Raw genomic sequence first — 21630 nt, forward strand, 5'->3', positions numbered from 1 at the left:
ACCAGCGCCACCGCGCCACTCAACCTGCCTCCAAAGTCCGTGGTCACCCCAGGGAGACATGATCATCCCGAGCCAGATTCCACGTAACTTTTAAAATGCTGAAACGGCAAATGTTCGGCAGAGCCAACTTCGACCTCCTACGTCGCCGTGTTCTCTTGGTCGAGTAGCACGCCGCCACCGAAAGTGCGCCAGAGCCACCTACAAGTGGCCATTGACTCCGACATCCGGTCAGTCTGCGAATTGCTCACGCAGAGCGGTTTTGCGAAACTTGCCAGTAGCCGTGCGGGGGATCTCGGAGAGGAACTCGAATCGATCCGGCACTTGCCATTTCGCGAACTGGGTCGAGAGGTGTTCTCTGAGTTCGTCGGATGCGACGGTGTGCCCGCTTCGGGGCACTACGACCGCGAGTGGACGCTCGCCCCATCGGGGGTCAGGGACCGCGATTACCGCCGCCTCCGCGACGGCTGGGTGATCCATCAGGTGATTTTCCAGGTCGACTGAGGAGATCCATTCGCCTCCGGATTTCACCAAGTCCTTCACGCGGTCGCAGATGCGGATAGACCCTCGTCTATCGATGCGTACGACATCGCCTGTGCGGAACCATCCATCAGCGGTGAAGCTGTCGGCGCCCCTGCCGTTGTGATAGGCCGCAGCAACCCATGGTCCGCGTACTTCGAGTTCACCGACCGCTGTGTCGTCCCAATCGATCGGAGAGCCAGTATCGTCGACCGCGCGTATCTCGATCAGCGGAAGCGCCGTGCCCTGCCTGGTTCGATGCGAGTACCCAGCGTCAGGATCGTCATCGGTCTCGAGTTCGCGCGGTAGCCGGGAGATCGCTCCCAGCGGCGCCAGCTCGGTCATTCCCCAAGCTTGAATCACTTCCAAGCCGTGCTTGTCGTAACCCTCGAGCATCGAGCGTGGAACAGCAGCTCCCCCCACGATCAGCCGGTTCAGTCGTGACAGATCCCACCGATGCGGATCCGCGTCGAGGGCGGCCAGCATGTCCATCCACACCGTGGGAACGCCAGCCGTCACGGTCACGTGCTCGCTCGCCAGCAAGTCAAGAATGTTCGCGGGATCAAGCAGAGGTCCGGGAAAGATGATCGACGCACCAACGAGTGCAGCTGCATACGGCAAGCCCCAGGCGTTTGCGTGGAACATCGGAACAACCGGAAGAACGGTGTCTTGCATCGAGATCCCCACGACGTCCGGCAGTGCTGCGGCCATCGAGTGAAGGACGAGGGCGCGGTGCGAGTAGACGACGCCTTTGGGGCGTCCTGTTGTGCCCGAGGTGTAGCACATCACCGCCGCGCTACGCTCGTCGAGCGCTGGCCAAACCATTGGTTCTGCTGTCGCGATGCAGGATTCGTAGGCAATCGTTCCGTCAGGAACCGGCTCGCCCGACGTGACAACGATGACATGGTTGAAGGAGTGGGTTTCGATGATGCTTGAAGCGACATCCCATAGCGATTCATCGACGACAAGTACCGAGTCGCCGGCGTCGTCAGCGATGAACGCTAGTTCGTCTGGGTGCAGTCGTGGATTGAGTGTATGCAGGATCGCGCCCATCGCCGGCACGGCGAAGTACAACTCGAGATGTTCGGTTTGATTCCATAGCAGCGTGGCCACCAGGTCCCCCGGGGCGACTCCGAGGTCGGCGAGAGAAGTCGCAAGACGTTTTGCGCGACGGGCACATTCGCCGAGATTGGACCTTACGATACGACCGTCTGGTCGGCGCATAGCCACGTCAGCGTCGGTAAACAACTGCGCCCGTTCGACCAAAGTGGTCAGCAATAAGGGGTGCTCGTCCATCGTGAGTGCGTTGATCATCGTCTTTTCTTCTCTCGTCAGCGGGTGACATCTGTGCATCGACGACTGTGTAGAGGGAACCGGTTGCGGCGGCTGTAGTACATCGCCACAACTACAGCGGCCGAAATCGTTTGCACTTCAGGTCTGCGTCAAGAAATCGCAGTCTCGCCGTAGTGTGTCTAGTCCAGGACGGCCGACTGGACGAGGTCGGCATAGCGCTGGTGCCGTTCAGAGCTGCGCGAGTCTTCCATCAGGCCTGCGGAGAGAAAGACGTAGGAGATGTCACGGGCCGGATCGACCCAAAAGCACGTGGAGCCCGAACCTACTCCACCGAACGTTCCTGGCGAAGAGAGAAGCCCGAACGCATGGACGAAGGCTGCGGATCCTCGAACGTAGAAGCCCAGTCCCAGGTTCGCCGGAAATTCGGGCCATCCGCGCTGTTGGCGGGTGTAATCCCACAGACTGTTCGGGAGATCACCTGTCGCCACGGTGGTGGCCAGCCGCAGGATTGCCGGACTCAGCACGCGGACACCGTCGAGTTCACCGCCGCGACGCAAGGCCTCGGCGAATCGGAGCCAGTCCGTCGCGGTGGTAAACGCGCCACCTGCCGGAATCTCGACCCCCTCGATCGCCGACGCGACAGCGACACCCTCCAGCATCGCTGGATCGAACAGGGCGGCCCCGCGGTCACGGACGATCACGGGAACCGCTCGATCGGCGAGGTCTGCCCGCAGCCCGGCACCGAGTGAGGTGTCGGACATGCCGAGTGGTTCGAGCAAGTCGTCGTGCAAGATTCGACCGAACGTACGGCTGCCGCCGTCCAATCGGCGCACGATCTCAGCGAGGACACTGTGTCCGACCACCGCCGAATAGCTGATGGTCGTCCCGGGAACGGACTGTGGAACCATCTTGCACACAGCGGCAGTGGTCGCCTGGATGTCGCCCAATACTTCCGACGGAAGAGGCGCGCCCAGGGGCAGCCCTGCCTTGTGCAACAGCAGATCGGCAATGGTGGTGTTGCCCTTGCCATTTGCCGCGTATTCGGGAATGACCTCGCGGACCTGCGTAGTGAAGGAAATCTGACCGCGATCGATGAATTGGAGCACAGCGGCGTTGGTCATCGTCTTGAACATCGACAGCGTGACGAAGACCGAGTCGAGTTGCATTGGGCGCCCGGCTGCCCGGTCGGCATATCCGATCGCCTCGTGGAGAATGACCTCACCACGCCGGGCGACCAGGACCACTGCCCCGTCGTATTTCTCGGCGTCGATGTCGGACTTGATGGCCGCCGGAAGAAGCGATAGACGTTCCGCGTCGATGCCGAGTGATTGTGTGGCAGTGGTCATGTTGGACTCCTCAGTTGTTGCAATCAGTGGCTCCGCTGTCCAACTCGCTTGTCCAGCTGTTGAACGTGGCCTCGATTCGTCGTCAGAATCAGGATGATGCGCATCATCCTGATTGTCAATCGCCAAATGGGCTGCGACACCGAACACTTCCGGCACACATCGCCTGAGGAACGACCCCTCGGGCAACCGCGTCGCAAGCCCTTGCGAAGGCAATGTGAATCCCGAAGGCTCGAACAGCCCAACGACGACGACGGCGGACCTCATGCCGCCCATGCCGGCGACGTGATCAGCCCGAGCCGATTCGACCGATTTCGCTACTGGTGCGAACGGCAGCCCGAACGGGTGGACCGGACCTACGAACACAGAAGCCGATGCGTCGGAGTGGCGAGCCTTCCCACTATCCGCACTGATGAGCGATCCCGGATCCGCTACCCAACTCGCACGCCCGGCGGGCGAGCGGCGCCGCAGGGGCGTCCATTGACAATCAAGATGATGTGCATAATCCTGATTGCAGGTCGCCACATGCGCTGCACTCCGCTTGGGGTGCGCAGCGCCCGAGAATGAAGGAATCTTCCGATGGCCGAATCATTGACCCAGTTCACGATCACCGAGGCAGCGCCGGGATATTGGAGGGTGACGTTCAGCAATCCGCCGATCAACTTGTCGGATACGGACACCCTCCTCGAGCTACAGCGTGTCGTCGGTCTCATCGAGTCCGACGACACGCTGCGGGTCGTTGTGTTCGACAGCGCTGACCCCGACTTCTTCATCAATCACTATGACGTCTCCCGGTTCGTCGAGTTCCCCTTGGCGCCCGGGCCGACTGGTCTGCCGACGTTCATCGACACCACGACACGGCTGGCCACCTCCCCGGTCGTAACCATCGCGTCCATCCGCGGTCGCACACGCGGCGGGGGGTCTGAGATCGCCCTGGCATGTGACATGCGTTTCGCCAGTCTGGAGCGAGCGATCTTCGCGCAGATCGAAGTCGGGGCGGGCGTCTTCCCGGGAGGTGGCGGCATCGAGCGCCTGCCTCTGCTCGTCGGACGGGCCAGGGCACTCGAAATCGTCCTCGGCAGTGACGACTTCGACGCAGCAACCGCGGAGAACTACGGCTGGGTGAACCGCGCGTTCCCCGACGACGAGCTCGACGCCTACGTCGACAACCTTGCCAGGCGCATCGCGTCGTTCGACAAGCCTGCGCTCGCTGAGGCCAAGCGGTTGATCAACCGCAACACACTGCCCTCCGCTGAGGATCTGGTGCAGACACAAGACGCATTCCTCGACGCATTCTCCTGGCCCACTGTGCAGCAGAGGGGGGCCCGAATCCGCCATCGAGCAGGCGAAGTGGGTCCCGACTTCGAAGCACGCTTCGGCCATCACCTCGGCGATCTTGGCGGTGACTCCAATTGACACCCAGAGCGGCTCACCTGAGTACGGCCACAGCCATGGCGTACGTTCGGCTGCACAGGGTAAAAGTTAAGTTCGCCGGTATCAGACTGATGTCGGATCAGGCTCGGAGGTCTATTCGTGGGTAGTTCGCAGGCCGACAAGGCGGCAAGCCACGACCGCATCGTCAACATCGCTGCGACCCGAATGCGCCGTAGTGGCATCAACGGCGTCGGGGTAGCAGAGGTGATGCAGGAAGCCGGCCTGACCCATGGTGGCTTCTACCGACATTTCAAGTCCCGAGAGGAATTGGTCGGTGCCGCGGTGGAGCGCGCCTTGGTCCAGGGAAGCGCACGGACTATGGGCACGGCCGAGGAAGGCGGCAGACAGGCGTTCGAGGCGATCGTCGACGACTACCTAAGTCATGCCCACCGCGCCCATCCCGAGGCCGGATGCGCGGTGGCCGGGTTGGCTCAAGATATTTCGCGCGCGGATGATCGAACCCGCCTGGCTTACGGTCAGCAAGTCGAGCAGTATCTCGAGCTTTTCGCCGGGTTGACGCCGAGTTCGGACGCCGCTGCCGATCGACGTCGCGCCTGCTTAGTACTCAGCGCGCTGGTCGGCGCCATAGCCATGGCGCGAGCTGTCAGCGACGTCGACTTCTCCGATGACATCCTCTCCGAGACTGCGGCGGCACTCAAGGAGCTCTAGACGGCCGCGGCGATTGCGGCTTGCCACCCGTACGTGGAACATCTTCATGCCTTCATCAAAGAACACAGTGTGGATGACGTCGGGGCTCTCGGAGACGAAGCCGACTACGGTGGCACGCCAGCCATAGTCGCGGTATCCCAGCTTGCAGACAGGACGACGCCGCCGACTGTGCCGCGGCGGCAGTGGCGGTGGCGGCCGGGTTTGGCACCGCGCGCCTCCACCAAATGCTCAGCGAGGCAGTCGATCACGCCATGGCCGCCGGAGATCCTGGGCGCGCGGTCGAACTCGTCGAGGAGAACGCACGAGACCTGGTACGTGGTATTTGCCCAGGCGTTTCACCACCTACCGCCGGCCACCGCAGTGCGCGCCATCGCCGAAGCCACCCGGGTCGGCAACCGGTTCCTCGTCATCGACCTCGAACGCCAGCCTCCGATGCGTCTGCTCGTCATGTCATTGCTGATGGCGCCTGTGGCCGTGGCGATGCTGGCAGTACGGTCGTCGTTCAGACATATGGCCCACGATGGGTTCATCAGCGCGCTACGGTCCTATAGCCGATCGGCGTTCACAGCGCTCGGCAAGGCCGCCCACCCGGCAATGCGCATCGAATTCCTTTCGACGACAACGTCGTCCGGGTACGGCCCCAAATCGGTCGCCATCGTGTTCTCCCGACCCGCCGCTACCGCCGAACCGACCAACGCCACCGAGCACGAAACCCGTCAGAGCGGCGATCGAGGGCTCTTCGAAGTTGGGCGGGGTTGAGGCATCCGCGTCCTCGTCGAGTGGTCGCACAGCGAGTGCGGAGCCGTTGGTTGACCGGGTTGTGGAAGCCGTATGCGTGCAGGCGTCGAGCTTGACGACCCGGTTGATGCCCTCGCTGGCGGCGTTGGTGATCCCGGTATGGATGAACGCCTGGATCTGTGGCCACCAGGTCTGCACGGTGCCGGCCAGACGCTCGACTCGGCGACACCACCCTCAGCTCAGACGCTGTAGAACCGGTGCAGCCGATGGGAGATGCAGTGCCGGTCGGCTCCGGCGCCGGCCAGCGCGAGCAGATGACGAAGTTCCTCCTTGGCCAGCCACGCGGCCAGCACCACCGGCCCGATCTGGTCCAGGTCTGCCAACTCGGCGACCATCGCACGGCCCCTGTCCCCGTCACGGTTCTCCACATTGGCGTCGAGCTTGTTACGCAGTTCCCGTTCCCGATCCCCAGCCCGACCGCGGCGGCATCGCACCTCGGCGGTGCGCCGATACCGCACCTCGTCGATGACGCCCTCGACCCGCCCCAGTAGGCGCGACGTACGCCCGATAGGACGGGCCGCCGGTGGGCCAGCGCACGACCGCGGTCTCGATCCAAGCGTAGAAGCGACACCCTCAGGGCCATCCGTCCTGCTGGCGGGCCCGGTCGAGCGCCATGTGCGACGAGTCCACCCTGAACTAGAAAGTTGCTCTAGAAAAAATCTCCAATTAGGCTCTGCTGCATGCAAACGGCTGTGGTGACGGGCGGCAATCGGGGTATCGGCTACGCGGTCTGCGAAGCATTGGCGGCCAAGGATTATCGTGTCGTTGCGGTGTCCCGTGACCCGGCGGCGTCGGCGCCGCCGGATGTCGAGGTGGTCCAAGGCGATCTCGCCTCGCGGCGAACAGTGAACGCGCTGGCTGTGGCTCTGTCGGAGAGGTGCCCCACGATCGACGTGCTCGTGCACAACGCGGCCGTGTGGCCGACCCAATTGCGGCACAACGAAGACGGCATCGAGGAATCGTTCGCGGTCAATCACCTGGCGCCGTTCCAGCTGAACCTGGCGCTGGAACCGCGACTGCGGCGCGTGGTCCAGGTCAGTGCCGGCCTGTACGCGAGGGGCCGCATCGATCCGGAGCGGACGCCGTGGGGCAAGGACTTCGACCCGATGCGCACCTACTGCGACACGAAACGGGCGAACCTGCTGATGGTGCCAATGTTCGCGCGACGTTGGCAGGATGCCGGGACGACCATCGACGCGGTGCATCCCGGCGTGATCCGTACCAACCTGGGTGATCGGGGTGGCGTGCAGGGCACGCTGCTGCGCCTGTTCAAACGGCTGTGGCCTGCGGCGGCGACCGGCGCGGCACCCGTGGTGCGCCTGGCCGCGGAGAAGCAGACGCAGACCGGCACGGGCCGGTACTTCAACATCGACAAGGAACAACCGCTTCCGCAGGAGCCTGAGCTGGTGCGCCGAGTGTGGGACCAGGCATGGGAACTGACCGGTGCCCGTTAGGCAACGCCGAGGCGAGCAGACCAGGCAGCGCCTGCTGGACGCCGCGCTGACCACCCATGAGGCGGGTCAGTTCACGGTGCAGGCGGTACTTGCCGAAAGCGGGGTGAGCCTGGGCAGCCTGTACCACCACTTCGGCAGCTTCGACGGCCTGGCCGCGGCCCTGCACGCCCAGTGCTTGACGGAACTGCTCGACGGCGTCGTGGCCACGCTGGAGCGCGCGAGAACTGCCCGCATCGGAGTGACCGCGATCGTGACGGCCTACCTGTCGTTCGTCATGCACCAGCCGGCCAAGGCCCGGTTTCTCTACTCGTCGGCGCCCATCGCCTACCTGCCTGCCCACGCTGACGTGATCGCGGAGGCGAAACTTCCGCGCATGGCCCGCATCGAGGAATGGCTGGCACCCCACATCGCGGCCGGGGCGATCATGGACCTGACGGACTCGCTGACCGAGATGCTGCTGATCGGCCCGGTGTCGGAACTGTCCCGGAGATGGCTCAGCGGCGCGGACATCGACCTCGCAAGGGCAGCCAAGGTCCTTCCGCCGCGGATCTGGGCCGCCCTTCGTGGCAGTGACTAGATTGAGAGTTTCAGGTGGTTTCGAACTTGATCGGGGTCTACGGACCGCCAGACACACCTGATAGGGCGCGGAGGAGGAGCCCGTGGCCCTCGGTGATCATTCCTGTTGTCTACGCAGGATGATCACAACAGAAGAGCCACGAGCACGCTCAACGATGCGACCCGGCTGCTGGGCCTGGTCGTCACCGCGGTCGACAACGACAACGACAACCGACCGGTCGTGCACCTGGCCCGGGTCACCCTCCGGCTGCGCCGTGCGGCCGGGGCCGCGGTGCGCGGTCGGGACCCTGCTGACCGAAATCATCGGGACGGGTGTGCGCGAGGGGACCTTCACCGCCGCCGATCCAACGGAGAGAGACGGCACTGCACTGCTGGGCATGTGCCAGTCCATCGCACGCTGGTACCAGCCCGCTGGACCGCTCGCACCGCAGGAGCTGGCAGCACGCTATATCGATATTGCGCTCGCCATCGTGTGTGCCCAGCGCCCAGCTCGCGGCCGTACCACACGAAAGCCCCGGTGAAGGCCGCCGCCATATGAACGACGACATTTGTTCCACGATTTCGGCCGCGCCGATATGTCCGAGAAATCCGACTCGCTGGCTGATTGCGGCTGCCGAAAACTCACTGGCGCGTCACCGTGCGACATGGCTAAAGCCATCAATCGATGCACCGAGTTGCGGTCTTCGTACGGGAAGACGGCGACCGTGCCGATGCCGAATTCGTACGCGGCGCGAATGGCGATCGTGCCGCGGTTGGCGACCATACTTTGGAGAACAAGTAAGTGCTGTGATTCCTCGCGAAGTGGATGGCGAAATACCTTCCGGGTGCTACCGCGCGGTGGGTGCGTCGACCCGCAGTAGTCGTGTCCGGAGAATCTCCGCGATCCGCGCCGGCTCTTCGACAGCCGAGAAATGTCCGCAGCCTTCGATGGTGATCAACTCCGCGTCAGGAATCGCCTCCGCGAGTTCGACACTGTGCTCGAGCGGCGTCACGCCATCGGCCGTACCGCAGACCACCACCGTCGGAGTATCGATCCACGACAGCTCTGGCCGACGGTCGTGCCGGTCCAGAGCAGCGCGCTGTTGGTCGCGGAACGCAGCGGCCCCGAGATCACCAGCCATGGCGGCGGCGAGCGCGACCACATCGTCTCGCCCCGGCGGCGCCACAGCGCCCGCCAATCGTTCGATCGCGATGTCGTAACGACCGGCCTCCGCCAACTCGATCATGTCCTCCCCGCTGGCCCGCCGTTCGGGCGAGGCCGCGCGTGCCGAGGTGTTGACCAGCGCCAGCCCCGCGAGCCGACCGGTCCGCCGCAGCGCGATGTCGACGGCGACATAGCCGCCCATGGACAGTCCCGCCAGATAGAACCGATCCGGTGCCTGCGCGAGCACATTGTCGGCGATCGACTCGACGGAGTCTCCGGCATGCGCCACCACGGTCGACTCGACAATATCCCCGAGCCGCTCGACGACCGGTTCCCACAACCGGGAATCCGCGCCGAGCGCGGGCAGCAGGACCAACGGGTACGGGAGCATTCTTAAATCCCTTCTCGCGACGTCGCTCGCCTCGCGGCGGCAACTGGTGAAATCAGGACGCGGCGCCGTCGACGCTCAGCACGGAACCCGAAGTGAACCCGGCATCCTCGGAAACCAAATACCCGACAGCTGCGGCGATTTCGTCCGTCGTGCCGGTGCGCCCGACCGGAATCGCCGCCTCGGTAGCGGCTCGGGCCTCGGCGGGCAACGCGTCGAACGTCGCCCGGACCCGGCCCTCCTCCGGCAGGATCAGCCCCGGGGAAATCGCGTTCACGGTGATGCCGCTACCGCCGAGGTCTTTGGCGAGCTGCTTGGTGAAGCCATTGACGGCGGCCTTCGAGGCGGCGTACGGCAGGAGCGCACCCACCGTCCCCGATGGACCCGCGAGGCCATTCGCCACGGCCGAGGAGAAGTTGACGATGCGGCCGAAGCCCTTGCGCCGCATGATTGGAACGGCGTACTTAGCGCACAGGAACGCGCTCGTCAGATTATTGCCGATGACGGTGTTCCAGACATCCGGCGGCAAGTCCTCGATCTCGCGCACCGCGACGGTTCCGCTGCCTCCCGCAGTATTCACCAGCACATCGATCCTGCCGAACTCGGAGTCGATCTCCTGGAACACTCGCTCGACGTCCTCCGGCCGGGACAGATCGACGGCGGCGGCGAAAACGTGGGCGTCACGGAACCGGGTCTCGATACTCTTCTTCGCGCGCTGTAGGGCATCCTCCTGCATGTCCAGAAGCGCGACCGCGAACCGGTCCCGGGCGAGGTGCGATGCGATGGCTGCGCCCAAACCCTGGGCTCCCCCGGTGACGACCGCGGTTCTTTCGTTCACAATACTGTCGGTCATCCCAGTGGCCCCCAGAAGGTTTCGCCCGAATAGGTATCGGGCAACGCGGGCAGGGTCTCGGGCCAGACACCGGGCTCGACCCGGCGGCGCTGGTCCGCCGGACGGGGTTTGCCGTCCCAGCCGATCTGCTCCATGTAGTAGTACAGCTGCATCACATGTCCCTCGGGGTCGACGGCGTGAATGACGTAATCGATACCGGGGTGGATCTCGGGCGGCAGGTCCAGCAGCGTGACGCCGCGCTCGAGCAGGTGGGTCCGAGCCGCGCGCAACTGCTCGTAGGAGCCGACCTGCACACCGAAGGAGAGCAGCGTGGTGTTTTCGCTGAGCCCAAGGGCCGCACGAAGTTCCAGCGGGAACAGGCCGATGCTGTGATGTTCGGTGTTCGCCCGCAAGAAGACGACGCGATGGCCGAGGACGGTGACCTCCTCGCTCGGCGCGAGGCCGAGTGTTTCGATGTAGTAGCGCTCGCTCGAAGCGACGTCCTCGACGAAGATGCTGACAGGTCCGATCCGAACGGCCTTGAACGGCCGCGACAGCAGCACCCCTCCCACATCATGAGTTTTCGACAATTCGTCGACCCACCGGTGACCGGAGTTCAAGTCGATGCCCTTGACCGCGGCCACTGCCATTTCGGTGCTCTCGGAACTGGTCGGCAGCGGTGGGTGCCCAATCCCCCAGGGCCACATCGCTTCCGGTTTGCTCAACCCGTCCCAGCCCACCTGCTCGATGCCGTACTCGAGTTCGTTGATGTGCCCAGTGGGCTCGGGAAAGTAGGTGTGCCAATTGGATCCGGGATCGCGGCCGTACCGGCTGATCTTGGTTCCGGTCGACTCGAGCCACACCCGGGCTTCGACGACCTCCCGCAGACTGCCGACCTGCCAGGTGATCTGGTTGATGGTGATATCGGAACGCGGCGCGGAGGCGGTCTGGTCGATCCACGGACGCGGCATCAACACGAAGGTGTGATGGTCGCTGTTGTGGCGCAGGAAATAGATGTGTGTGTCCGGAACACCGTCCATCCACTCCCCTGGCTCGACGATCTTCAGATCGATCTTGTCGGAGACGGAGAATCCGAGCACATCTCGATAGAAGGCGAGCGCGCGGCCGGTGTCATCCACGCTGATGCCGAAATGATTGAGTCGGCGGATCTTGAACGGGCGATCGTAAAGCACCCCGCCGACCGGGAATTGCCCTGTTGCCATGACTTCCTTCATTCGGTGGGCGCGACGATCTTGTTGCGGATGGATCCGATGAGGCTGGAGGAGATCTCCACAACGTCACCCGGCTTCACGAAGAGCGTGTCCGGGAGCGTTCCATCGGGCAGTTGCTTGCTGGAATCGACGGCCGTGCCCTTCGGAGTACCGCTACTGATCAGATCGCCGGGCCACAAAGTCGTGTCGGCGGACAGGTATTCGCCCAATGCGGCGAAGCTGTGCACCATGGAGCTGGTGTTGCCGTACTGTCTGACCTCGCCGTTGACACGGCATTCGAGCGGAATGTTCTGCGGGTCGATGTCCTCGTCCACGACGATCCAGGGCCCGACGGTCGCCGAGGTGTCGAAGTTCTTCGAATACAGGAAGTCCGGGCCGAAGGAGACGTTGTCGCGCACGGACCAGTCGTTGTGCAAGGTGTAACCCCAGATGTATGAACGGAATTCACCGCCGGGGATGTCACGGCCACGTTTGCCGATCACGGCCGCTACTTCGGCCTCGTAGTCCAGCCGCTGGGTTCGCCTCGGATAGCGTAGGGGCTGCCCGTCGGCGGACACCGCCCGCGAGTCCTTCAGGAAGAACTTCGGACCGCCCGACGTGAGCCGCTGGAGCGTCTCGGCCTGATCCTCGGAGCTGGAATTCTGTGCGGCGCTGTCCATGTGGTCGGCGAAGTTGGCCAGCGCGGCGAAGATCCGCGACCTGCCCTCCACTGGTGCGTGCAGGATGACTTCATCCGTCTCGTAGCGAAGTCGCTCTCCCGCCACCCCGCGATCGTCGTACGCCTTGGAGAACAGGTGCTCCAGAGCGTTTCTCGCGCCGTCGAGAGCCCGGTCGCCTTCCTCGATGAAGTCGTTCAGCGAAGCCGGGACCTCCGCCGCGGCACGGGCATGTGGCCGCGCGGTATCGGATGTCTCGGCCAAATACTTTGCGTACGCACCGTTGATATCGACGATGGATCCTTCATGGACGGCGCCGACCCTGCGAGCAGGTCCAAAGACTGCAATCTTCATTATTCTCCTCACGAATTCTCTTCAGCAGCGTCGAAGAACTTCGGGTTTACCGGATTGAGGCTGTAGATCGCGAGGCGATGAATTTTTCCCTCGCGAACCGTGAAGAAGTCGCCGAGCTTCATAGACTTCCCGTCGGCGTTCAGATCGATCTCGACGGCGACCCGTTCGCCGTCGACCACCAGGGGTCCGGGGCTGGGCTTCATGGCGCCGGGCCGGAGACCGCCCTCGTACATCCTCGTAATCGCTTCCGCGCCCCGAAGCGTGCCCGCCGCATTGTGCAATTCCGCGTCCGGCGCGAAAAGCGCTCCGACGGCACTCGGGTCACCGGCCGCGACGGCGTCGAAATAGGCACGCACCACGGCAACGGGATCACTCATATTCATATCCTTTCCGGCATTCACACTGATCAGGCCGACAGGTATTTCTTCGATGCGTATACAGCCTTGTATTCGAGGTACGCGTCGATTCCCTCCGGCCCGAGCTCACGGCCGACGCCCGAGGACTTCATGCCGCCGAACGGCGCGCCCAGGTCCAGCTCGTAATAGTTGAGGCCGATCGTGCCGGTGCGCACCCGCCCGGCGATTTCGAGCGCGCGATCCTCGTCCGCGCTCCACACCGAACCCGCGAGCCCATAGTCGCTGTCGTTGGCGACCCGCACCGCCTCCTCATCGGTGTCGAACGGCAGCAGTGCGATCACAGGACCGAAAACCTCTTCACGAGCGAGTAAATCGTTGTTGTCCACATCGGCGAATACGGTCGGCTCGACGAACCAGCCCCGATCGAGACCGGTCGGACGGCCACCGCCTGTGACCAGCCGGGCATCCGATTTCTTCGCGATGTCGATGTAGCCCAGAACCCGGTCCAACTGTGCGCTGGTCGCCATCGGCCCCAAGGTCACAGCCGGATCGAGCGGATTTCCGATATTCATGGCGGACACATAACCGGCCACCGCGTCGATGACCTCGTCGTACCTCGAACGGGCCACGAGAATCCGCGACTGCGACGTGCACGTCTGGCTGTTGTTGAGGAACGAAGCGCCACCAAGACCCGCGAGCAAGGTGTCGATGTCCCCATCGTCGAGGAAGATCGCCGCGGACTTCCCGCCCAGTTCCAGGGTGTGGCGCCGGAGCAACCGCCCGCACTCGGCACCGATGATCCTTCCGGCCGCGGTGGAGCCCGTGAACGCGATCTTGTCGACCAGAGGATGGGAGACGAGCGCCGCTCCCGAATCACGGTCACCGGCAACGATATTCAGCACCCCCGCGGGCAGCCCGGCCTCGAGCCCCGCTTCCGCCAGTACATACGCATCCAGCGCCGTCTCCGGCGACGGCTTCAACACCACCGTGCACCCCGCGGCAAGCGCGGGCGCCACCTTGAACATCGCCAACGCCTGCGGAAAATTCCACGGCGTAATCGCCCCCACCACACCAACCGGCTCCCGCCGCAGGATCGTCGACCCCTTCGGACTCGGCCGCACCTCCTCCAGTGGAAGCTTCTCGACCACCTCCGCATAGATCCGCAGCAGCACGGCCGGCAGGCCACCGTTCACCTGCTGCGAGAACTGAATGGGCATACCGTTCTCACGCGTCACCAAGGTGGAGGTGTGATCGGCGCGTCGCTCCAGCGCAGCGGCGAACCGCCGCATCGCCGTCGCACGCTCGGCCGCCGACGTGCGGCCCCAGGGCCCGTGATCGAGAGCGGTGCGAGCAGCCCGGACCGCGGCGTCGATATCGTCCTCGCCACCCAGCGCGGCGATACCGAGCCCCTCCCCGGTCGCCGCCTCGACCACGCGGTAGGTGCGGCTGCTCCGAGGCTCGGCCCACTCCCCGTCGATGAAGAACCGCGTGCGGTCGAGGTCGGTGTGTCGCTCGGCAATGAGGGACATGTGGTCCTCCTGGATTTGTCATCAGAGGCGATGTGGTGAATTTGCGTGGCGCGGCAAATTCCGTCGTAGCAAGCATGCGTATCGCATCAATGACACGTAAAGGCCAGGAATTTCAGTCAGACCATGCATCGCATGCATGATCTGCCATTTTCATGACGACAGCCGAGGCCGAGTGCGCAAGCGCGGCGGGATAAAGGAATTCACGCACCGAGCACGCTTCTTATGCGGTCAGCGCATCGTCGACCTGAACTTCTTGACCTTTACACGCCCCATGGCGAATCCGCATTCTGACTTTCGCCCACTGCGTGATTTCGATCACGGCATCGTGGGTCGGCAACACCCAAACGCGCGGACCTGGATGTGACCTCATGATCTACGAGCACACCGAACTCCGTGTCCGGTCCGGCGACGGGCCGCGGCTCACGACGGATTTCGCCAGAGTCCGGCACCTGCTGCTGCAGTCGCCGGGATGCGTTTTCGCCGAACCGATCCGCAATGTCGATCACCTCGATACGTACCTGCTTCAGGTCGGCCGGGAGCGAGTCGAGGACCCACCGAGACCTTCCCCGCCACACCCCCGATCGGACGTGATCGCGAACGCGATTGCAGCCCACTACATCGCACCGCCTCGGATCGTTCACTACGCGAGCCCGGACCAAAAATCGACAGGAGAAACTCAATGAGTCGGATTGTTATCAGCGGAGCCTCGGGCGACCTGGGGCGGCGGGTCACCGCTCTGCTCTCGAACGCGAACCCACGCCACGAGTTGACGCTCGTGACCCGCACCCCGGACAAGCTCGCACAGCGCGAGACGGAAGGGATCCACGTCCGACGCGGCGACTACCAGGAACCTGATTTACTGGACGCCGCCTACCGCGGCGGAGACGTCCTGTTCTTGATCAGTGGGCTCAACCTCGGACGGCGAGTTCCCGAGCATCTCAATGCCATCAACGCGGCACAGCGGGCGGGCATCCGCCACATTGTGTACACCTCAGTGGGCGGCGTGCACCCCACCAATCCGGCGCTGTCGGCGAAGGACCACTGTCAAACCGAGATCGACCTCCGCGACTCCGGCATCGCGCACACAATTTTGCGCAGTTCCCTCTACTCCGAAATCGTCAGTCAAATACTGGTCGCGCCCGCCGCGCAAGCCGGAGTGATGGCCCAGGCCACCGGAGATGGATACCTGGCGCCGGTGGCGAAAAGCGATGTGGCCAACTGCGCTGCCGCATGCCTAGTGGAGCCCGGGCGGCATGCGGGAGCCGTGTATGAAATCACCGGACCGGAGTTGTTCAATTTCGAGAATATCGCGCGACTCGGCTCGGAGGTCTTCGGCGTTCCGATCAAGTACGAGCGAGTGACGTCCGACGAGCGTCTGGCGTTCTTCGACTCCGTCGGCATTCCCCGCACCTATGACCCGAGCATGCCGCCCAGCCCCGACGGGCATATGTGGGCCAGCGATGAACTGGTTTCCGCCGAAGTCGCGGTGGCCGAGGGATACCAGGCGTTGCTGTCGCACCACGTGAAGCTGATCACCGGCCGTGAGCCCGAATCGCTGCGCACCGTGATGGAGCGCGTGAAGACCCGGCGCTACGACGAGATCGGCGCGGTCTCGTAGCGAGCACGCGCGTTCCCGCAAACCGAGCTTGTCGGCCGACCAGGAGAGTTCCATTGCACAAGATCATCTTTCACCACGTCGGAGGCGATACCGACATCGTCGAGACCCATGCCGGCGTCAGCGTGATGCACGCGGCCGTACACAACGGCGTCACCGGCATAGTCGGTGAGTGTGGCGGGCAGGCGATGTGCGCGACCTGCCATGTCCTCGTGCGCGAGCCCTACGTGGACAGACTGCCGCCCATCGGCGAGGACGAGGAGGAGATGCTCCAGTGCACCGCCAGCCCGCGTGACGGTCAGCGCAGCCGTCTGGGGTGCCAACTGCTGATCGGCACCGATCTCGAGGAGGTGGAGGTCGATGTCCCGGAATCCCAGGTCTGATCCTGCCGTTCAGCGTGTGGTCGTCATCGGCGCCGGACACGCCGGAGTCGAGGTCGCCGACGCGCTGCGAGCGCGTGGCCACGCCGGGCCTTTGACGGTTGTAGGCGACGAGCCTGGACACCCCTACCATCGCCCACCGCTGTCGAAGGAATTCCTCTCCCCCTCGGAGGGACCAACGGCGATGCCGTTGCGGACGCCGAAATACTTCGCCGACCGCCGGATCGATGTGCGCACCGGTGTCACCGCTACCGAACTGGACCGCCTATCGCGGACCGTGCGGCTCTCTGATGGCGGTGAATTACCTTACGACACAGTTATTCTCGCCACAGGGGCAGCCAATCGCACGATCACCGTCCCCGGAGCGGACCTAGCCGGTATTCGCGCGCTGCGTACGCTCGCCGAAGCCGAGATACTGCACTCCGCACTGAGCCGGAGCCGGTCGATCCTGATCGTCGGCGCCGGATTCATCGGCCTAGAGGTCGCGGCGGCAGCCCGCGAACACGGGCTCGCGGTCACCGTCCTCGAATCCGGGGACCGCCCGATGCGACGAGCGTTGTCCCCGGCAATGGCGAACCACCTCACTGCCGCACACCGCGAGGCCGGCGTCGATATCCGGCTCGGCGAGGCGGTCGCGCGATTCATCGGCACCGACGATCACGTGGTCGGCGCGGTCGGTACCACAGGTGAGCGGTACCGCGCCGATATCGTCCTGGTCGGCATCGGAGTCGTGCCCCGGGACGAACTCGCGGCCGACGCCGGCCTTCCCGTGTCTGACGGGATCGTGGTCGACGAGAACCTGCGCACCCCCGATTCCGCGATTTACGCCATCGGGGACTGCGCCAACCATCCGAATGTCTACGCCGGTGTCCGAATGCGGGTGGAGTCAATCCAGAACGCCACCGATCAAGCCCGCCACGTGGCCTCGGCGATACTCGGCGACACCGATGGCTACACCGAGCTGCCCTGGTTCTGGAGCCACCAGGGTGGGCTGAAGTTGCAGATCGCCGGGGTGCGCCGGCCCGACGACGCACACATCGTCATCGGCGATCCCAGCACCGACCGGTTCTCGGTCTGCTGCTATCGGCAAGGCCGTCTCGCCGCGGTCGAATCACTCAATCGCCCCGCCGACCACGTCGCGGCGCGCCGCTTGCTCGCGGCCGGCCGCTCACCGGCTATCCGCCAGCTGAGCGATCCAGCGTTCAGTCTCAAGGCCTTCGCGCAGGCCTCCGTGGCACCCCATCGAGAATCCGCCCTTTCCTCGAGGAGCTCTTCATGACAACGAAGTCGACTTCCGCAGTCCCCACCGCCGACTGGGTCGATCCCGCCGCGATGCTGACCGACCCCTACCCCACCTACCGGCGTCTGCTCGACGAATCGCCCGTGGCTTGGGTCCCCGCGCTGAACCAGTACCTGGTGACCTCCCACGAGGCGTGCCGGGCCGTCGAAGCGAACCAAGAGACCTTCAGCGCGAATGTCACCACCGGAGCCACCGCGCAGATGGCCAGGGCAGTGGGCTCGCAGCCGATGGTGAACAAGGACGATCCGGACCATGCGCGCGAACGGCAACCCGTCAATCCGACCTTGCGGCCGGGAATCATGCGTGCGCACTGGGCCCCCATCTTCGAACGCAATGCCCGGACTCATCTCGCCCTCATGCGCGAGCAGGGTCCCGACCGTGCCGACCTCAATCGCGACTATGCCGCGCCGGTCGCCGCGCAGAACCTGATCGACCTGCTCGGTTTCCATGACGTCGAGGTCGAGGTGATGCGCCGCTGGTCGAACACCTTCGTCGAGGGAATCGGCAATATCTTCGACGATCCGGAAACCTGGCGGCGCTGCGACGATGCCCGCGCGGAGGTCGACGCCAGGCTCGAGGAGCTCGTCCCCTACTACCGGGCGCACCCGGACCGCAGCATCATCTCCGCGTTCGCCAATGCGGGTATGCCGATGACGCAGATCGCCGCCAATGTCGACCTCGTCATCTCCGGCGGCATGAATGAACCGCAGCACGCGATCACGAGCACGGTGTGGGCGCTGGACCGCCATCCCGAGCAGCGCGACCACGTGCTGGCCGATCCGGCCTTGTGGCCCGCCGTGTTCGACGAGACGGTCCGGTGGTTGTCACCGATCGGCTACTACCCACGGGAGACGACACGCGAGACCGTGCTCGAGGACGTACGGTTGCCTGCGCGCACGATGGTTGGCATTCTCGTCGCCGCAGCCAATCGCGACACCACGGTTTTCGAGAGTGCCGACGAGTTCGACATCACCCGCCCGCGGCATCCGCACCTGGCCTTCGGCGGAGGTGTGCACCTGTGCGCCGGTCACTGGGCCGCGCGCATCGGCATCGGGGAGATCGCGGTACCGATACTGTACGCGGAACTCCCTGGGCTGCACGTGGATTCGCGTCGTGACGAGGCATGGTTCGGCTGGGTGTTCCGCGGGCTCACCGCGCTGCCGGTGGCCTGGAACTGACATGCCGCGGCCCGCTGGTTCGCCCGACCGGAGAAATCCATGACGACCGGTTTGTCGCTGGAGCACAATGGCCGGGATGAGCAAGCAAGTATCTCGTGCTCGCGCACTGGCGCCACCACCAGCCGAATTGTTCGGGCGCCAGCGCGAGCTGGCGAGCGCACGTGAATTGTTTTCCGCTACCCGCCTCGTGACACTCACTGGCCCCGGTGGCGTGGGCAAGACCACGTTGTCCGCGGCGTTGTCCGCCACACTCGACCGGGCATTCCGGGACGGCACCTGGTTCGTCGAGCTTGGCGCGCAACGCAGTTCGGACACCGTCGCCGAGGCCGTGGTGACCCAGCTCGGGCTGAGCGCCCTGGCCACCGTGGATGCCGAAGAACAGCTCTGCCGGCACGTAGCCGAACGCTCGATGCTGTTGATACTGGACAATTGCGAGCATGTCCTGCCCGGATGCCGGCGACTGCTGTCCGCGCTCCTCGCCGCGTCCGCCGAGCTACGGGTTTTGACAACCAGCAGAGAGCCATTGGGAATCAGGGGCGAACGTGTGATCGTCGTCCGCCCGCTGGCGATCCCCCCGAGCCATCGCGACGTTACCGCGGACGAACTACGCGAATATCCGGCCGCGGCCATGCTGGAAGCCCGAGCGAGGGCCGTCAACGATCAATTCGAGATCACCGCGCACACCACGGCGGCGGTCGCGAGGCTGTGCGCCACTCTGGACGGAATGCCGCTGGCCATCGAACTCGCCGCCGTGCGGCTGCGGTCGCTGTCGGTGCAGGAGCTGCTGGCCCACATCGACGACCGATTCGCGCTGCTGACCTCCGGCGATCCCACCGCCGCACCGCACCACCGGTCCCTGGACGCGCTGGTGCGGTGGAGCTATGACCTGTGCTCCCCGACCGAACAGCTGCTCTGGGAGAGAATGGCCGTGTTCAGCGGCAGCGCCGATCTCCCCGCGATCCAGGCGGTGTGCGGACTCCCGCCACTGGAAGGAACCAAACTTCTCGACGCGCTCGACGGCTTAGTGTCCAAGTCGATCGTCCTCACCGAGACGGCACAGGGTGATATGCGCTACCGGTTCCTGGAAACGCTGCGCGAGTTCGCTCGAGAGCAAGCTCGGGACAGCGAAGACTGCGGCCGCGCCCGCCGTGCCCACACGGAGTACTACCGAACCTGGGCGGCCCGAGCCGCCGAGAACTTCTTCGGCCCGGGCCAACCCGACATAGTCCGGCGGTGGGAGTCCGATATCACCAACCTCGAGCTGGCTTTCGATGATCTCCTGCGGGCGGCCCCTGGCTCCCATGGCGCGCTGGAGCTCGCCGCGGACCTCCGCTTCTCGTGGATGAGCGGCCATCTCCGCGCAGGTCGACGTTGGTTGGAGCGAGCTCTCGCCGGCGACACGACCGCCTGCGCCGAGCGCGGCAACGCGCTGTGGGCAGCGGGGTGGTTCGAGGCACTGCACGGCGAAACGCGCACTGCCCGCGACTTTCTCGACGAAGCCGACGGGATAGCCCAGAGGTTCGGCGATTCGCGCATGGCCGCGCGCGCCGCCACGTGGACGGGCCTGACCGCCATGGTCGCCGGGGATTTCGAGGGCTGCCGCTCATCTCTCGAAGCGGCCTACTCCAGGCACCGCGAGCACGCGGATGTCGAGGGTCTGCTGATGACCCTGTTCCTACTCGGATTGATCAGGAGCTTGTCCGGAGATCATCAGGGAGCCGCGGCAGCCGGCCGGGAAGCAGTCGAGCGAAGCGAGCGGCTGGGCGATACGTGGGGCCGGTCCTATTCGCTGTGGATGCTGGGATTCGACGCGTGGACGCGCCAAGACCTCGCTGTCGCCGAGGAGTACGCCGAACAGAGTCTCACACTGCGATGGGACTACCACGACGATTTCGGCAGTGCGGTCGTCCTCAATCTGATGGCCGGAATCGCGCTGGACACCGGCGATCCCAAGAAGGCGGCAAAGCTGTTGGGTGTCGTCGCGGAACTGCTGTCCATTGTCGATACTGAGGTCCCGGGCCTGCTGGGCTCGCGCTATCGAGAGATCAAATCCGCCACCCAGGAACGTCTCGGGCAGGACCTGTTCACCCGCCATCACGAGATCGGGCGCCGACTCGACCGAGGGCAACGGATGCGCCTGGCGTTGGGGTCGGCCGCCACCGTCGCAGCGGATCAGGCGGAAGGGGTGGCCTTGGCCGGGCTGCTGACGCCCCGAGAAAGGGAGGTGGCGTCGTTGCTGGCGGAGGGTCTCAGCAACCGCGCTATCGCCGGCAAGCTGGTGCTCTCCCCGCGCACGGTGGAGGCTCACGTCGAGCACATTCTGACCAAGCTCAGCGTCGGCTCCCGCACCGAAGCCGGTGTGTGGGCGGCCACCGCCTTCGGCAAGAAGCCGTGACGGCACATCCCCGATACGGTGTCCCACGTCACAGGCTACGTAGATCCCCAATTGCGTAGCGCTTAGGTGTTCGCCCGCATGTCACGGACATGCTCCCGGGGGGAAGGTGGAGTTCCCATCCCGAGGCTCAGGTCGAGAGATGGTCCCACGATGATCGGGTCTCCAGCGCTGGACAACCGGTAGGTATC

21 protein-coding genes and 2 pseudogenes are annotated in these 21630 nt (G+C 64.7%); 11 read left to right on the forward strand and 12 right to left on the reverse strand.

Going from position 1 to position 21630, the window contains the following annotated elements:
* Positions 1–228: 228 nt before the first annotated feature.
* Entirely contained in the window at positions 229–1830 is a 1602-nt protein-coding gene (locus ACIBJI_RS40260) for a long-chain-fatty-acid--CoA ligase (protein WP_364357625.1), read from the reverse strand.
* Positions 1831–1988: 158 nt separating this feature from the next.
* Complete coding sequence (locus ACIBJI_RS40265) at positions 1989–3155, reverse strand: serine hydrolase domain-containing protein (protein WP_397088361.1); 1167 nt, start codon at positions 3153–3155, stop codon at positions 1989–1991.
* Positions 3156–3731: 576 nt separating this feature from the next.
* Between ACIBJI_RS40265 and ACIBJI_RS40270 the strand changes: the two genes are divergently transcribed.
* The 3 genes from ACIBJI_RS40270 (at position 3732) to ACIBJI_RS40280 (ending at position 6014) form a co-directional block, all read left to right on the forward strand.
* A complete protein-coding gene (locus ACIBJI_RS40270) occupies positions 3732–4568 on the forward strand; it encodes an enoyl-CoA hydratase/isomerase family protein (protein ID WP_364357631.1) in 837 nt (278 codons plus the stop codon).
* A 117-nt stretch (positions 4569–4685) separates the two neighbouring features.
* Positions 4686–5255, forward strand: a complete 570-nt coding sequence (locus ACIBJI_RS40275) for a TetR/AcrR family transcriptional regulator (protein ID WP_364357634.1) — start codon at positions 4686–4688, stop codon at positions 5253–5255.
* A 315-nt stretch (positions 5256–5570) separates the two neighbouring features.
* The gene (locus ACIBJI_RS40280) at positions 5571–6014 is read left to right on the forward strand and encodes a hypothetical protein (RefSeq protein ID WP_364357637.1); all 444 of its coding nucleotides are present in this window, start codon (positions 5571–5573) and stop codon (positions 6012–6014) included.
* Between the two features lie 99 nt (positions 6015–6113).
* Here ACIBJI_RS40280 and ACIBJI_RS40285 read toward each other — a convergent pair.
* Positions 6114–6203 (reverse strand): annotated as a pseudogene (locus tag ACIBJI_RS40285) (hypothetical protein); the annotation flags it as partial.
* A 29-nt stretch (positions 6204–6232) separates the two neighbouring features.
* The gene (locus ACIBJI_RS40290) at positions 6233–6511 is read right to left on the reverse strand and encodes a hypothetical protein (RefSeq protein WP_397088364.1); all 279 of its coding nucleotides are present in this window, start codon (positions 6509–6511) and stop codon (positions 6233–6235) included.
* A 222-nt stretch (positions 6512–6733) separates the two neighbouring features.
* Between ACIBJI_RS40290 and ACIBJI_RS40295 the strand changes: the two genes are divergently transcribed.
* Both ACIBJI_RS40295 and ACIBJI_RS40300 read left to right on the forward strand, forming a co-directional pair.
* Positions 6734–7507 carry an SDR family NAD(P)-dependent oxidoreductase gene (locus ACIBJI_RS40295; RefSeq protein WP_396955216.1) on the forward strand — a complete coding sequence of 258 codons (774 nt, stop codon included), beginning with the start codon at positions 6734–6736 and terminating at the stop codon, positions 7505–7507.
* Complete coding sequence (locus ACIBJI_RS40300; protein WP_397088366.1) at positions 7497–8084, forward strand: TetR/AcrR family transcriptional regulator; 588 nt, start codon at positions 7497–7499, stop codon at positions 8082–8084. The genes ACIBJI_RS40295 and ACIBJI_RS40300 overlap by 11 nt, the downstream gene beginning before the upstream one ends.
* A 96-nt stretch (positions 8085–8180) precedes the next feature.
* On the opposite strand, the gene ACIBJI_RS40305 is transcribed toward ACIBJI_RS40300, so the two are convergent.
* Complete coding sequence (locus ACIBJI_RS40305; RefSeq protein ID WP_397088419.1) at positions 8181–8462, reverse strand: hypothetical protein; 282 nt, start codon at positions 8460–8462, stop codon at positions 8181–8183.
* Here ACIBJI_RS40305 and ACIBJI_RS40310 point away from each other — a divergent pair.
* Entirely contained in the window at positions 8398–8604 is a 207-nt protein-coding gene (locus ACIBJI_RS40310) for a hypothetical protein (protein ID WP_397088414.1), read from the forward strand. The two genes, ACIBJI_RS40305 and ACIBJI_RS40310, sit on opposite strands and share 65 nt — an antisense overlap.
* A gap of 131 nt (positions 8605–8735) precedes the next feature.
* Here ACIBJI_RS40310 and ACIBJI_RS40315 read toward each other — a convergent pair.
* The 7 genes and pseudogenes from ACIBJI_RS40315 to ACIBJI_RS40345 form a co-directional block, all read right to left on the reverse strand.
* Positions 8736–8846, reverse strand: a pseudogene (locus ACIBJI_RS40315) (propionyl-CoA carboxylase); the annotation flags it as partial.
* 64 nt (positions 8847–8910) lie between these two features.
* Positions 8911–9618, reverse strand: coding sequence for an alpha/beta hydrolase (locus ACIBJI_RS40320; RefSeq protein WP_364357649.1), 708 nt, complete (start codon positions 9616–9618; stop codon positions 8911–8913).
* 52 nt (positions 9619–9670) lie between these two features.
* The gene (locus ACIBJI_RS40325) at positions 9671–10453 is read right to left on the reverse strand and encodes an SDR family NAD(P)-dependent oxidoreductase (RefSeq protein WP_396955214.1); all 783 of its coding nucleotides are present in this window, start codon (positions 10451–10453) and stop codon (positions 9671–9673) included.
* Positions 10454–10464: 11 nt separating this feature from the next.
* Positions 10465–11670: a VOC family protein gene (locus tag ACIBJI_RS40330; RefSeq protein ID WP_397088369.1), complete on the reverse strand. Its 1206-nt coding sequence runs from the start codon at positions 11668–11670 to the stop codon at positions 10465–10467.
* Positions 11671–11678: 8 nt separating this feature from the next.
* Positions 11679–12689: a fumarylacetoacetate hydrolase family protein gene (locus ACIBJI_RS40335; RefSeq protein ID WP_397088371.1), complete on the reverse strand. Its 1011-nt coding sequence runs from the start codon at positions 12687–12689 to the stop codon at positions 11679–11681.
* 8 nt (positions 12690–12697) lie between these two features.
* On the reverse strand, positions 12698–13066 hold the full coding sequence (locus ACIBJI_RS40340; RefSeq protein ID WP_364357661.1) for a nuclear transport factor 2 family protein: 369 nt from the start codon (positions 13064–13066) through the stop codon (positions 12698–12700).
* A 29-nt stretch (positions 13067–13095) separates the two neighbouring features.
* Positions 13096–14574, reverse strand: a complete 1479-nt coding sequence (locus tag ACIBJI_RS40345) for an aldehyde dehydrogenase (RefSeq protein ID WP_364357664.1) — start codon at positions 14572–14574, stop codon at positions 13096–13098.
* A gap of 679 nt (positions 14575–15253) precedes the next feature.
* Here ACIBJI_RS40345 and ACIBJI_RS40350 point away from each other — a divergent pair.
* The 5 genes from ACIBJI_RS40350 (at position 15254) to ACIBJI_RS40370 (ending at position 21442) form a co-directional block, all read left to right on the forward strand.
* Complete coding sequence (locus tag ACIBJI_RS40350) at positions 15254–16192, forward strand: SDR family oxidoreductase (RefSeq protein ID WP_364357667.1); 939 nt, start codon at positions 15254–15256, stop codon at positions 16190–16192.
* Between the two features lie 53 nt (positions 16193–16245).
* Positions 16246–16572, forward strand: a complete 327-nt coding sequence (locus ACIBJI_RS40355) for a 2Fe-2S iron-sulfur cluster-binding protein (protein WP_364357670.1) — start codon at positions 16246–16248, stop codon at positions 16570–16572.
* Positions 16550–17848, forward strand: coding sequence for an NAD(P)/FAD-dependent oxidoreductase (locus tag ACIBJI_RS40360; RefSeq protein ID WP_397088376.1), 1299 nt, complete (start codon positions 16550–16552; stop codon positions 17846–17848). Before ACIBJI_RS40355 ends, ACIBJI_RS40360 begins: the two co-directional genes overlap by 23 nt.
* Complete coding sequence (locus ACIBJI_RS40365; RefSeq protein ID WP_397088378.1) at positions 17845–19047, forward strand: cytochrome P450; 1203 nt, start codon at positions 17845–17847, stop codon at positions 19045–19047. The genes ACIBJI_RS40360 and ACIBJI_RS40365 overlap by 4 nt, the downstream gene beginning before the upstream one ends.
* Before the next feature lie 76 nt (positions 19048–19123).
* The gene (locus ACIBJI_RS40370) at positions 19124–21442 is read left to right on the forward strand and encodes an ATP-binding protein (RefSeq protein WP_397088380.1); all 2319 of its coding nucleotides are present in this window, start codon (positions 19124–19126) and stop codon (positions 21440–21442) included.
* Positions 21443–21630 lie beyond the last annotated feature (188 nt).

This window comes from Nocardia sp. NPDC050408, from assembly GCF_044458905.1.
GTDB lineage: Bacteria > Actinomycetota > Actinomycetes > Mycobacteriales > Mycobacteriaceae > Nocardia.

Excerpts from the sequence above, each read along its gene's own strand:
- ACIBJI_RS40260 (WP_364357625.1), bottom strand. The coding sequence starts at position 1,830 with ATGATCAACGCACTCACGATGGACGAGCACCCCTTATTGCTGACCACT.
- ACIBJI_RS40265 (WP_397088361.1), bottom strand. The coding sequence starts at position 3,155 with ATGACCACTGCCACACAATCACTCGGCATCGACGCGGAACGTCTATCG.
- ACIBJI_RS40270 (WP_364357631.1), top strand. The coding sequence starts at position 3,732 with ATGGCCGAATCATTGACCCAGTTCACGATCACCGAGGCAGCGCCGGGA.
- ACIBJI_RS40295 (WP_396955216.1), top strand. The coding sequence starts at position 6,734 with ATGCAAACGGCTGTGGTGACGGGCGGCAATCGGGGTATCGGCTACGCG.
- ACIBJI_RS40305 (WP_397088419.1), bottom strand. The coding sequence starts at position 8,462 with ATGCCCAGCAGTGCAGTGCCGTCTCTCTCCGTTGGATCGGCGGCGGTG.
- ACIBJI_RS40320 (WP_364357649.1), bottom strand. The coding sequence starts at position 9,618 with ATGCTCCCGTACCCGTTGGTCCTGCTGCCCGCGCTCGGCGCGGATTCC.
- ACIBJI_RS40330 (WP_397088369.1), bottom strand. The coding sequence starts at position 11,670 with ATGGCAACAGGGCAATTCCCGGTCGGCGGGGTGCTTTACGATCGCCCG.
- ACIBJI_RS40335 (WP_397088371.1), bottom strand. The coding sequence starts at position 12,689 with ATGAAGATTGCAGTCTTTGGACCTGCTCGCAGGGTCGGCGCCGTCCAT.
- ACIBJI_RS40340 (WP_364357661.1), bottom strand. The coding sequence starts at position 13,066 with ATGAGTGATCCCGTTGCCGTGGTGCGTGCCTATTTCGACGCCGTCGCG.
- ACIBJI_RS40345 (WP_364357664.1), bottom strand. The coding sequence starts at position 14,574 with ATGTCCCTCATTGCCGAGCGACACACCGACCTCGACCGCACGCGGTTC.
- ACIBJI_RS40350 (WP_364357667.1), top strand. The coding sequence starts at position 15,254 with ATGAGTCGGATTGTTATCAGCGGAGCCTCGGGCGACCTGGGGCGGCGG.
- ACIBJI_RS40360 (WP_397088376.1), top strand. The coding sequence starts at position 16,550 with ATGTCCCGGAATCCCAGGTCTGATCCTGCCGTTCAGCGTGTGGTCGTC.
- ACIBJI_RS40365 (WP_397088378.1), top strand. The coding sequence starts at position 17,845 with ATGACAACGAAGTCGACTTCCGCAGTCCCCACCGCCGACTGGGTCGAT.
- ACIBJI_RS40370 (WP_397088380.1), top strand. The coding sequence starts at position 19,124 with ATGAGCAAGCAAGTATCTCGTGCTCGCGCACTGGCGCCACCACCAGCC.